The following is an 11,883-nucleotide window of genomic DNA, read 5'->3' as shown; positions in this document are numbered from 1 at the left end:
CCATAAAGAAAGTGTTGATTCCTTCGGAATAAACATATCAAACATTGCTCCAAACATTAAAATTTCTCTATCTTTCAGAAACTTTGCAAAAGTGAGGGGGTCATATAAAAAACAATCCTTTACGCCCATATCTTCATTAATTTCATTTACTGACTTTATACTATCAATAAAATCTTTAAAACCCTTATGAATTTCAAAACACTTCTCCTTGGAACATGTCTTATCCTCCTCATAGCTTTTCCTTAAAACCTTTGTAACCACACTTTCCCATGTTGTGTAATAAAAATTACCACCTGTCACCACAAGAATTCCTTTCTTTACATCTTTTTCAAAAGCCATGGCGATGGTGGCTATCATTCCACCAAAACTCACACCCATGATAGATAAAGGTTCATCTCCAAGTTCTCTTAAGAGATCAAAGGAGAATCTTGTGTCCACAACACAGAATTCAAAGTTTCTCAAGATATTCCCTTTGAGAATATACTCCCCACTTCTCATTCCTTTTGGTGTTCTATCAAAGTGATATGGGAGTATCATAGCAAGAGTCCTTATGCCCCTTTTTGCAAGCTCTTTTGGAAAGTAGAGAAGGAATTTTAAATTTTTATCACCCATTCCATGTAAAAATAGTAAGTTCCCTTTCACTCTGCCTTTAGGAGTAAAAAGATAGGAATATATGAAGTTTGTCTCTTTGTATTTTTTGTATCTGTAGGGTGATTCATATTTTATATATTCTTCCACATAAAAAGGATTCTCTCTTCTTGAGATAACTTCATAGTCTACCTTTCTCTTTGTATAATCATACATGCTATTATTATAATACAATGGATGAGGAATATATGCGCATTGCACTTCAAGAGGCAAGGAAGGCTTACAAAGAGGGAGAAATTCCTGTTGGAGCAATTATAGTTAAGGAAGGAAAGGTTATAGGTAGGGGACATAATTTAAAAGAAACCACAAAGGATCCAACTCAACATGCAGAGATTGTGGCTATAAGAGATGCAGTTAAAAAGATCGGAGATTGGAGACTGAACGGTGCAACAATATATGTAACAAAAGAGCCCTGTGTAATGTGTGCTGGAGCAATAATAGAGGCAAGAATAGAGAGAGTGGTTTTTGGTATGGTGGATAAAGAGAAAGGTGCCTTTGGGGGGAAATTTAACATTTTAAATATTTTAGGTGCTAAAATTAGTGTAGAGAAGGAAATTCTATCTCAGGAGTCAAAAAAACTTCTCTTGAGTTTCTTTGAAAACCTGAGGAGAGGTGGCTGAGTGGTCTAAAGCGCCTGCCTCGAAAGCAGGTAAGCAAGTTATTCTTGCTTCGCGGGTTCGAATCCCGCCCTCTCCGCCATAAGGAGGTAAAAGATGAAATATGCGGTGTTTGTTGTTGATATGATTCATGATTTTGTGGATGGGAAGTTTAAAAATGAAAAGGCAATACAGATAATACCCAATATCAAAAAACTCATTAACTTAGCAAGGGATAAGGGTATACCAGTTATTTTCTTAAGAGATGCACACGAGAAAGGAGACCCAGAGGAGAAAGTCTGGGGTCCTCATGCTATGAAAGGGACATGGGGAAGCGAGATAGTTGATGAACTCTCTCCAAGATCATCAGATTACATAATTGATAAACGGACATATTCAGGTTTCTTTAAAACCGATCTTGAACTTCTATTAAAAAAGCTTGAGGTTGAGTCGGTAATCCTTACAGGTGTCTCAACAAATATATGTGTTCAGCACAACGCTGCAGACCTATTCTTTAGAGGATATGGCGTGATTGTTGCATCTGATGGAACAGCGGCATTTACAGAGGAGGATCATGAACTCTCTCTTAAATATATGGAGACTGTGTACGGAGCAAAGATATTAAAGATAGATGATATATTAGAAATGTTAAAGGAGGAGAAATGAAAAGATTTAGGGTTCCCACAGAGGATGAGATAAAAAAGGGACTCGGAACTGACGCATATTTTGTGAGAACAGAGGAGATACTTAAAGGGCTTGATGATCACACACAGGTTACCATGGAACTTATGACAAAGAGATTTCCTGATAAAAACTACTCCTTTGGTATAGTTGCCGGATTGTTTGAAGTGGCAAAACTTCTTGAGGGACTCCCCATAGATGTAGATGCCATGGATGAGGGTGAATTTTTCTTTCCAGAGGAACCTGTACTCAAGATAAAGGGAGAGTATAGAGAGTTTGCAAGATATGAGACTTCAATACTTGGATTTATGTGCTCTTATTCAGGAATAGCTTCCAAAGCCATAAGGGTTAGAATAGCTGCAGGAGATAAGAGTGTTTTGAGCTTTGGAACAAGAAGGCAACACCCATTTGTCTCTCCAGTCATTGAGTATTCCACATATATTGCTGGTTTTGATGGCGTTTCAAATGTTATAGGAGCAAAGTATATAGGAAAAACTGCCGTTGGAACGATGCCTCATGCACTTATACTTGTTATTGGAGATAACAAAAAGGCATTTAAAGCCTTTGATGAGTTTGTGGATGAAAAGGTGCCAAGGATATGCTTGATTGATACATCAGGTTCTCCCATAAGGGAACTTGAGGATGCCCTTGAGGTTCTTGGAGAAAAACTCAATGGAGTAAGGGTAGATTCAGGAGACCTAAGAAGGATATGTAAAGAGATCAAATGGTTTTTAGAGCTTAAAGATAGAAAGGATGTGAAGATATACCTAAGTGGTGGTCTTGATGAGTACTCTGTTATGAAATTGAGGGATGTGGCAGATGGTTTCGGTGTTGGAACGAAGATTGCTGATGCAGATGTGATAGATTTCGCTTTAAAGATAATTGAGGTTAATGGGAAACCAAGGGCAAAGTTTGGTAACTATCCTGGAAGTAAGATTGTGTTAAGAAATGATAAATTTGAAGATATTGTTACCCTTGAAGGAAACAATGTTCCTCAAGGATACAGAAACCTCCTAAAACCTCTTATAAGAAATGGAAAGATTGTAAGAGAAGAGGAAAGCGTGGATATTGTAAGAGAGAGGGTGATGAGTAACCTTAAAAGGATTCCTGAATACTTGAAGGATATACTTCAAGAAACCTCCTTTCCTGTGAAATTTATACCAAAAATATAGTAAAATTATATAGAGAGGCAGGGAGGAGAGGTGGTCGCAGTCTGAGGTTTTCTCAGACTGAGGAAAGTCCAGGCTCCAATGGGCAGGGTGCTGGACGCAAGTCCAGCGGGAGCAATCCCGGGAAAGTGCCACAGAAACTACACCGCCAGATTAAATCTGGTAAGGGTGAAAAGGTGCGGTAAGAGCGCACCAGGGATCAGGTGACTGGTCCGCTGGGCAAACCCCACCCGGAGCAAGGCCAAATAGGAGGGCTCAGAGCCCGGTAGCCCTCGGGTAGGCCGCTTAGATAGATGACCACCGTTAGTACAGAACCTGGCTTATCTCCTCCCTGTCTCTCGGTGCTAATTTAATTACCCATCCAAGCAAACTCCCAAAAACATAAAGTGTCAAATACTATCCATTGCAATTTTAATAGAGTTAGAAAATAAGCAAAATGTAGTATTATTAATTTTGTTATGAAGGTGTTGGAGAAGGCGAAGGCTAAATTTAAAGAGATAGTCCTTAAGAAAGGACTTTTAAAAGAAAATATTACCATAAAGTCAAGAATACTCTCAAGCAAGGAAGCGATAGGGAGTCCTGAAAGAAAGGACTTTCCTCTCTTAAAGGGTAAGGAGTTTATGATGGAGGCAGATTTTAGAGGGTCTAAAGGTCAAGCTTATACAGATGAACCGGGAAATTTTCAGGGATCACTTGAGGATGTGATAAACCTTTCTTTAAAATCAAACTATGAAAGAGCTGTATTTATTTCAACTATCAACGCTGTTTTAAGATATCTTAATCTTATAGATAGAACAAGACACTGCAAAAACGAGGAACCCGAGATTTGTGCAGTAAAAATTTTATCCTATATAAAGGAGAGATATGGAAATCCAAAGATACTTCAGATAGGTTTCCAGCCTGCCATGGTTGAGAGATTAAGCAAGAATTTTAACTTCAGGGTGATAGATATGGACCCTGATAATATAAATAAAATAAAGTATGGAGTTTTAGTTGAGCCACCAGATAACACAGATGAAGCAATAAAGTGGGCTGACCTACTTCTTGTCACAGGAACAACTGCAACCAACGGAACTATAGATAAATTCATTTTACCTAAAACCATATTCTACGGAGTTACCATTGCTGGTCTCTCCTACCTTTTGAATCTAAAGAGAGTGTGTTTTGAGGCAAAATGAATTTTTAATACTGCTTTAGAGGATTTTAGATGGAGTGGTTTAAAGAGTGGTTTGATGAAAATTATCTTGAACTTTTCTTAAAGCCCCAGAATGAGGAACTTACAAAAAGACAGGTAGATTTTATAATTGATGTCTTAAATTTAAACAGAGGAGATAGAGTTCTTGATGTTGGATGCGGAATAGGAAGACACTTAATTGAACTTGCAAAGAGAGGGATTAAGGGGGTGGGAATTGATATAGTTGATAGATTTATAGAGATTGCGAAGGAAAATAAAAAAGACCTGGACATAGAATTTTTAAAGATGGACGAAAGGAATATGAATTTTTCAGAGGAATTTGATGGTGTTATATCCATGTGGACAAGTTTTGGATACTTTTCAGATGATGAAAACCTCTCTGTTCTAAAAAGAATTCAGAAAGCCTTAAAACCAAATAAAAGGTTTTTACTTGACATTGAAAATGTATACTACCTTATAAAAAATCTTGTGAGGGAGAGATGGGAGAGAAAAGGAAACATTTTTTTACTTGAAAGGAATAAATTTAGCATTATGAATGGAAGAATCAAGACTAAGAGAATAATTATAAAAGAGGGTAAAGTATTTGAATATGAGAGAATATATAGAATTTTTACAAAAACAGAGATTGAGGAGTATCTTTCCTTAAGCGGATTCAAGATAATTAATGTCTTTGGAGGTTATACCAAGGAACCACTCAAAGAGAATTCAAAAAGGCTTATAGTTTTAGCAGAGAAAACATAGATGAAGTATAATTAGGTTATGTTATAATTTACAAAAACAAGAAGGAGAGGAATATGAGTTTCAAAAAGTTCGAGACCAAAGTTAATATACCAAAAAGAGAAGAGGAGATAATAGAGTTCTGGAAGAAGAATAGAATCTTTGAGAAAAGTGTTGAGCAAAGAGACCCAGAGAATAGATTTGTATTTTACGAAGGTCCACCTACGGCAAATGGAAAGCCTGGTGTTCACCATGGTTTATCAAGGGTCTTTAAGGATTCTGTATGTAGATACAAAGCCATGCAGGGATACTATGTTGAAAGAAAAGGCGGATGGGATACCCATGGACTTCCTGTGGAGATAGAGGTTGAGAAGCGTCTCGGACTTAAAAACAAGAAAGATATTGAAAAGTATGGAATAGAAAAATTTATAAAACAATGTAAAGAAAGCGTTTTTAAATATAAAAGAGAATGGGAGAGGATGACAGAAAGAATTGCTTTCTGGCTTGATATGGAAAATGCATATATTACCTATGAAAATTATTATATAGAGACTCTGTGGTGGATAATAAAAGAAATCTCAAAGAAAGGACTTCTTTACAAAGACTATAAAGTTGTTCCCTACTGCCCAAGATGTGGAACCCCCCTCTCCTCTCATGAGGTAGCTCAGGGATACAAGGATGTTTATGACCCAAGTGTCTTTGTTAAATTTAGAATTCCATCAATGGAGAAAACTTATTTTCTCGTCTGGACAACAACACCATGGACACTTCCATCAAACATGCTTCTTGCCGTCAACAAAGATTTTACATATGTAAAAGTTTTGTATAAGGATGAGTACCTTATCCTTGCAAAGGAAAGGCTAAGTGAAGTATTTAAGGATGAAGAATATGAAGTTGTTGAGGAGTTTAAAGGAGAGAAACTCATTGATATAGATTATGAACCCCTCTTTGATTTTGTGAAACTTGATGTAAGATTTCACTTTGTAGCACATGGAGATTTTGTAAGTCTTGATGAGGGAACAGGAATTGTTCATGTGGCGCCAGGATATGGTGCAGATGACCTTGAACTTGGAAAAAAGTATAATCTACCTGTAATTCAGCTTGTTGGAGAGGATGGAAAATTTAAAGAAGAGGCAGAACCATTCAAAGGTTTATGGGCAAAGGATGCAGATAAATATATAGTAAAAGATTTAAAGGAAAGAGGACTTCTCTTTAGAGAGGAAAGATATCTTCACTCCTATCCTCACTGCTGGAGATGTGATACTCCACTTCTATACTTTGCAAAATCCAGTTGGTTTATAAAAACAACTGCAGTTAAAGAGAATCTCATAAAAAATAATAATAAGGTAAACTGGTATCCTGAACACATAAAGAAGGGAAGATTTGGTAATTGGCTTGAGAGTCTTGTGGATTGGGCAATTTCCAGAGAAAGATACTGGGGAACACCCCTTCCTGTATGGAAATGCAAAGAGTGTGGATACACCCATGTTATAGGAAGTATAGAGGAATTAAAGAGTATGGCAAAAAACTTCCCAGAAAATCTTGAACTCCATAGGCCATATGTTGATGAAGTAAAACTTGTTTGTCCAAAATGTGGTGGAGAGATGGAGAGAGAAAAAGAAGTTATAGATGTCTGGTTTGATTCAGGTGCTATGCCCTATGCACAGTTTCATTATCCATTTGAGAATAGAGAAAAATTTAAAAAGAACTTCCCTGCGGACTATGTATGCGAAGCAATAGATCAGACAAGAGGATGGTTCTTCACCCTTCATGTTCTTGGAACACTTCTATTTGACTCTCCTGCCTTTAAGAATGTACTCTGTCTTGAGCTTGTCCTTGATGAAAAGGGCGAGAAGATGAGCAAACATAAGGGAAATGTAGTTGATCCATGGGATGTGCTTAACAATGAAGGAGCTGATGCATTCAGGTGGTATCTCTTTACTGTAACGCCTCCATGGGTTCCAAGAAGATTCTCAAGAGAAATGGTGGAGGTAAGTTTAAGAAACTTCATAATACCTCTAAGAAGTAGCACTTCATTCTTTACCCTCTATGCAAATATAGATAAATTTAATTTAAATGATTTTAATCCTCCCCCATTAAATGAAAGGAGTATCCTTGATAGATGGCTCATATCAAGATTGAACTCCCTTATCAAGTTCTCCATAGAGAAACTTGATGAGTACAACATCACTGAAGCTACAAGAAAAATGGAGAGATTCACAACTGAACTTACCAATTGGTATATAAGATTAAACAGAAAGAGATTCTGGAAAGGAAAAATGGATAAAGACAAAATATCTGCCTACTTTACCCTGTATGAGGTTTTAAAGAAACTCTCAATACTTATAGCTCCTTTTGCTCCATTTATTTCAGAGGAGATATACCAAGCTATTGTTGTTCCTGAAGATAAAGATGCTAAAGAAAGTGTGCATCTTGAAGACTATCCTGAACCTGATGAATCCTTAATTGATAATGAACTTGAGGAGAGAATGGATTTTGTAAAAAACATTGTAGAACTTGGAAGGTCTGCAAGAAAGAGGTCAAAGGTAAAGGTAAGACAACCCTTAAGAAGAATGATTGTCTTTTCAAAGGAGAGGAAAGACATTGAAGACCTTAAAGATATAATACTTTCAGAACTCAACATAAAAGAGATTGAATTTAGGGATGATGAAGAAAAATACATAAGGTTTATTATCAAACCGAATTATAAACTTCTCGGTCAGAAACTCGGGAAATTTATAAAAAATTTAGAGAATCTTTTGAAGGATAATCCAGATTCTCTCTTAAATGAATTAAATGAAAAGGGATACATTCAGTTAAAGACAGATGAAGGTGAAAAGAAAATTACAAAAGACGAGTTGATAATAGAAAAGTATCCGAAAGGAAACTACTCCATAGGATGGGATCAGGGAGTTACAGTATTGTTGTCCCTTGATATAGACGAAGAACTTAAGAAAGAGGGGTGGCTGAGAGAATTCCTCCACTTTATACAGAATGCAAGAAAGAAAGCAGGTCTTGAAGTTACTGACAGAATAATTCTTGGACTGATCCTTCCCGAAGAAAAGAGGAAAATAGTAGAGGAAAATGAATCATTTATTAAAACTGAAGTTCTTGCTGATGAGATAAAGTTTGAAGAATTAAAAGAAGCCTTTAAGGGTAAATTTGAGGAGGGAGAGGTCTATATAAAAAGGAGTTAATTACAAGTTTAATACCTTTTCAAGGAAGATTCCTGAAAAATCCACAAAGGGATTTGATTAAATTATGACAGATATGGTATAAAAAATGTGAAAAGGAGGTCTCCATGGAAGAGGAAAGAAAAATTTTTACAACAAGTGGAATTGAAATAGAAAGAGTTTATCATCCAGATAAGGATTTCAACTATGATGAGAAACTTGGGGAACCAGGTGAGTATCCTTTCACAAGAGGAGTCTATCCTACCATGTACAAGGGAAGACTCTGGACTATGAGGCAGTATGCAGGATTTGGAACTGCAAAGGAAACTAATGAAAGATACAGATACCTACTCTCCCAGGGTCAAACTGGTTTATCTGTAGCCTTTGATTTACCCACACAGATAGGGTATGATTCCGATGATGAGATTGCCCTTGGTGAGGTAGGAAAAGTAGGAGTGGCAATTTCCACCATCGACGATATGGATGAACTGTTTAGTGGGATACCCCTTGACAAGGTATCTACATCAATGACTATAAACTCCACTGCTTCCATACTTCTTGCCATGTATGTTGCTGTTGCAGAGAGTAGAGGAATAGATAGAAAAATTTTAAGAGGAACTGTGCAGAATGATATATTAAAGGAATACATTGCAAGAGGCACATACATATTTCCACCAGAGCCATCCTTAAGACTTGTGGCTGATTTAATTGAGTGGTGTTCAAAAGAGATTCCAAAGTGGAATGGCATAAGTATCTCTGGATATCACATAAGAGAGGCAGGGAGCAATGCAGTACAGGAAGTTGGATTTACCCTATCCGATGCAATAGAGTATGTGAGACTTCTCCTTGATAGAGGTCTTGATGTAGATTCCTTTGCACCAAGACTCTCCTTCTTCTTTGCCGCACACAACAATCTACTTGAGGAAGTTGCGAAGTTCAGAGCGGCAAGAAGAATGTGGGCAAAGATTATGAAGGAGAGATTCAATGCAAAGAATCCCAAATCAATGAGATTGAGATTTCACACTCAAACAGGTGGTTCCACATTAACAGCAGAGCAACCTTTAAACAATATCATAAGAGTTACACTGCAAGCTCTTGCTGCAGTACTCGGTGGGACCCAATCTCTGCATACAAATTCCTACGATGAGGCACTTGCCCTTCCATCTGAGGAAGCTGTGAGAATTGCCTTGAGGACTCAGCAGATTATTGCCTATGAGAGCGGAGTGGCTGAAACAGTTGATCCACTTGGGGGGAGTTATGCTATTGAGAAACTTACAGATGAGATTGAGAAAAGAGCATTTGAGCTTATAGATAGAATTGAAAATATTGGTGGTATGAAAGAAGCTATAATGAAAGGGATTCCTCAAAAGGAGATACTGGATTCAGCATACAAATATCAAGAGGAAGTGGAAAGTGGAGAAAGAATAATAGTTGGAAAGAACAAGTTTAAAACAGAGGAAGAGACAGAAGTCAAAATATTTAGAGTGGATCCAAAGGTTAGAGAAGAAAGGGTTGAAAAGTTAAAAGAGTTTAGAAAGAATAGAGATTTCTCTTCCACAAAGGAAGCTTTAAAAATCTTAAGGGAAAAGGCGAAAACAGATGAAAATCTTATGCCATATATTCTTAATGCAGTTAAGAGAAAGGCAACTCTTGGAGAAATAGTGAAGGAACTCAAGGAAGTGTTTGGTGAGTTTGAGATACCACCGGTACTGTAAGAGGAGAAATTAACTATGGGAGATATTTTATTCCTGATGCCACCTCCCAAAAACTGGGAGAGAATGCTTAAAGATGTTATGGAAGAGGAGGATTTTTTTGATGTAAATATCCTACCATACGATAGGAAAGATGAGGTGATCCCTCTTATAGATGTCGTTGTTGGTGGTGTTATAGATGAAGAATTTATAAGCAGAGCAAAAAGACTAAAATTTATACAGGTTCCATATGCAGGTGTTGATAACATTGATTTTAAGAAGATAAAGGAGAGAAACATTATTGTTGCCAATGCCCACGAGAATGCTATAACTGTTGCTGAACATGGATTTACCCTCCTTCTATCCCTTGTAAAAAAGATAATCCCCTGGGATAGAGATTTAAGATATGGAATATGGCATGGTTGGGTGAATAAGGAACCACTTGCAGAGGTTTATGGAAAAACCATTGGAATAATTGGTCTTGGAAGTATAGGAATTGAAATGGCAAAGAGGGCAAAATGCTTTGGAATGAGGGTTCTTGCTACCAAAAAACATCCCGAGAAAAATCTTGATAAGATAAGACCCTTTGTGGATGAAATTTATCCATCACAAGAGATGGATAAAGTAATTGAGAAATCTCACTTTATATTTGTCTCTGTTCCTTTAACAGGAGAAACGAGAAATTTGATTGGTGAGAGAGAGTTTTCTCTAATGGAGGGAAAGTATTTCATAAATGTTTCAAGGGGAGGAGTTGTAGATGAAGAATCTCTATTTAAAGCCTTAGAGACAAAAAAGTTAAAAGGTGCAGCTTTAGATACATGGTATATATATCCAAAGAAAGGAAATTTCTCCTTCCCTTCTAAATATCCAATTCATAGGTTTGATAATGTCATCATGAGTCCCCATACTGCTGGATACACATACGAATCCATAGAGAGAAACTGGAGATTCTCCTTTAGGAATATAATAAGATTCTTAAAGGGAGAAGATATAGAAAATAGAGTTGATCCTGATCTAATGTACTAACTCTTCAATCTCCTTTTCAACTCTTCAATTATCTTTACTGGTTTTGCCTCCACACTGTTTAAAAGTGAAAGATAGATAGATGTAAAGTCACCTAAGGGTATAAGGGAGAAGAGGTTTGTGAGTTTTCCTCTACCGGAGGATTTGTATTCTATAAATTTCCAACCCCTATCCTTTAAGAATTCCTTACTTATATCGATCCTTTTTCTCATCCTTTCAGAATCATACTGGTCTCTTAAAATTATAAAGATAATTTCTTCTTTAAATAAATTGGAATCCCATGAGACCGTTTCATTATGGTTTAACTCAGGAAAATATTGGTCATACGCTGGATTTTTTGAATTCTCATTTATCTCCTGTTTCCATCTCAAAGCGACAGGTTTAAGGGAGAAGGAAGAGTAAATCACAGGAATTTTTCCATAGATTGCCTCTGCCAATCTCTTTGCCTCGTTATCTTTCTCTTTAAAAGGTTCATACAGAGATGGAAGTGACTCAAAGAATTCCTCCTCTCCAAAATCCTCTTCTGTGAAATTTCTGAGAGTGTGGTAAATGGGATAGAATAAAAACGGAAGAGCCATTCTTGGAGGATAACCTCCTGGTATCTTGAAAAATGTATATTTACCCTTTACAATCTCTTCCAATTGCCCATCAGATGAAATTGCAATAATGTTTGCTCCCCTCTTTGCACCATCCTCAAGAGAGGAAAGGGTTTCCTCTGTGTTACCTGAATAGGAAACAAGTATAAGGAGTGTCTCATCATTTACAAATTCTGGTAGAGAGTAATATTTACTTACAATTATAGGTGTCTTTATGCTATCCCTGAAGAGGGAGAGAATAAAATCACCAGAGAATCCAGATCCACCCATTCCTGATATAACAATATTTCTTATACTGGAGATACTCTTTATCTTAATTTCAGTCTCTTCAGATATTCTCTTTGCCTCTTTAAAATTTTTTGGAAATTCAAATAGAATTTCAAACATACTTCCT

Annotated in this window: 10 protein-coding genes, 1 tRNA gene and 1 other RNA gene; 10 read left to right on the top strand and 2 right to left on the bottom strand. The window is 36.8% G+C overall.

Features of this window, described 5'->3' with window-relative positions; genetic code table 11:
- Nucleotides 1-804: alpha/beta hydrolase family protein (locus J7J33_02950; GenBank protein MCD6168249.1), on the bottom strand; the 804-nt coding region annotated here is incomplete at its 3' end.
- Between the two features lie 17 nt (nucleotides 805-821).
- Between J7J33_02950 and J7J33_02945 the strand changes: the two genes are divergently transcribed.
- The 10 genes from J7J33_02945 (at nucleotide 822) to J7J33_02900 (ending at nucleotide 10,896) form a co-directional block, all read left to right on the top strand.
- Entirely contained in the window at nucleotides 822-1,268 is a 447-nt protein-coding gene (locus J7J33_02945) for a nucleoside deaminase (protein ID MCD6168248.1), read from the top strand.
- A tRNA-Ser gene (locus J7J33_02940) sits at nucleotides 1,255-1,347 on the top strand. The genes J7J33_02945 and J7J33_02940 overlap by 14 nt, the downstream gene beginning before the upstream one ends.
- Before the next feature lie 14 nt (nucleotides 1,348-1,361).
- On the top strand, nucleotides 1,362-1,910 hold the full coding sequence (locus J7J33_02935; protein MCD6168247.1) for a cysteine hydrolase: 549 nt from the start codon (nucleotides 1,362-1,364) through the stop codon (nucleotides 1,908-1,910).
- A complete protein-coding gene (locus tag J7J33_02930) occupies nucleotides 1,907-3,097 on the top strand; it encodes a nicotinate phosphoribosyltransferase (protein ID MCD6168246.1) in 1,191 nt (396 codons plus the stop codon). The genes J7J33_02935 and J7J33_02930 overlap by 4 nt, the downstream gene beginning before the upstream one ends.
- 18 nt (nucleotides 3,098-3,115) lie before the next feature.
- Nucleotides 3,116-3,432, top strand: an RNA gene (rnpB, locus tag J7J33_02925) — RNase P RNA component class A.
- Between the two features lie 120 nt (nucleotides 3,433-3,552).
- A complete protein-coding gene (locus J7J33_02920) occupies nucleotides 3,553-4,272 on the top strand; it encodes a hypothetical protein (GenBank protein ID MCD6168245.1) in 720 nt (239 codons plus the stop codon).
- Nucleotides 4,273-4,301: 29 nt separating this feature from the next.
- Nucleotides 4,302-5,030, top strand: coding sequence for a class I SAM-dependent methyltransferase (locus J7J33_02915; GenBank protein ID MCD6168244.1), 729 nt, complete (start codon nucleotides 4,302-4,304; stop codon nucleotides 5,028-5,030).
- Between the two features lie 53 nt (nucleotides 5,031-5,083).
- A complete protein-coding gene (locus tag J7J33_02910; protein MCD6168243.1) occupies nucleotides 5,084-8,203 on the top strand; it encodes an isoleucine--tRNA ligase in 3,120 nt (1,039 codons plus the stop codon).
- 104 nt (nucleotides 8,204-8,307) lie between these two features.
- On the top strand, nucleotides 8,308-9,894 hold the full coding sequence (locus J7J33_02905; protein ID MCD6168242.1) for a methylmalonyl-CoA mutase family protein: 1,587 nt from the start codon (nucleotides 8,308-8,310) through the stop codon (nucleotides 9,892-9,894).
- 15 nt (nucleotides 9,895-9,909) lie between these two features.
- Complete coding sequence (locus tag J7J33_02900; GenBank protein ID MCD6168241.1) at nucleotides 9,910-10,896, top strand: hypothetical protein; 987 nt, start codon at nucleotides 9,910-9,912, stop codon at nucleotides 10,894-10,896.
- On the opposite strand, the gene J7J33_02895 is transcribed toward J7J33_02900, so the two are convergent.
- Nucleotides 10,893-11,876: a bifunctional phosphoglucose/phosphomannose isomerase gene (locus J7J33_02895; protein ID MCD6168240.1), complete on the bottom strand. Its 984-nt coding sequence runs from the start codon at nucleotides 11,874-11,876 to the stop codon at nucleotides 10,893-10,895. The genes J7J33_02900 and J7J33_02895 overlap by 4 nt on opposite strands.
- Nucleotides 11,877-11,883 lie beyond the last annotated feature (7 nt).

The organism is Caldisericia bacterium (assembly GCA_021158845.1).
In the GTDB taxonomy this organism is placed as follows: Bacteria; Caldisericota; Caldisericia; order B22-G15; family B22-G15; genus B22-G15.
The sequence above is the reverse complement of the archived record's forward strand: the minus strand, read 5'-3'. Positions and strand labels throughout refer to the sequence as shown.

What these genes read in the sequence shown, in the direction of transcription:
- J7J33_02915 (MCD6168244.1), top strand. Translation starts at nt 4,302, where the DNA reads ATGGAGTGGTTTAAAGAGTGGTTTGATGAAAATTATCTTGAACTTTTC.
- J7J33_02910 (MCD6168243.1), top strand. Translation starts at nt 5,084, where the DNA reads ATGAGTTTCAAAAAGTTCGAGACCAAAGTTAATATACCAAAAAGAGAA.
- J7J33_02905 (MCD6168242.1), top strand. Translation starts at nt 8,308, where the DNA reads ATGGAAGAGGAAAGAAAAATTTTTACAACAAGTGGAATTGAAATAGAA.
- J7J33_02900 (MCD6168241.1), top strand. Translation starts at nt 9,910, where the DNA reads ATGGGAGATATTTTATTCCTGATGCCACCTCCCAAAAACTGGGAGAGA.
- J7J33_02935 (MCD6168247.1), top strand. Translation starts at nt 1,362, where the DNA reads ATGAAATATGCGGTGTTTGTTGTTGATATGATTCATGATTTTGTGGAT.
- J7J33_02895 (MCD6168240.1), bottom strand. Translation starts at nt 11,876, where the DNA reads ATGTTTGAAATTCTATTTGAATTTCCAAAAAATTTTAAAGAGGCAAAG.
- J7J33_02920 (MCD6168245.1), top strand. Translation starts at nt 3,553, where the DNA reads ATGAAGGTGTTGGAGAAGGCGAAGGCTAAATTTAAAGAGATAGTCCTT.
- J7J33_02930 (MCD6168246.1), top strand. Translation starts at nt 1,907, where the DNA reads ATGAAAAGATTTAGGGTTCCCACAGAGGATGAGATAAAAAAGGGACTC.
- J7J33_02945 (MCD6168248.1), top strand. Translation starts at nt 822, where the DNA reads ATGGATGAGGAATATATGCGCATTGCACTTCAAGAGGCAAGGAAGGCT.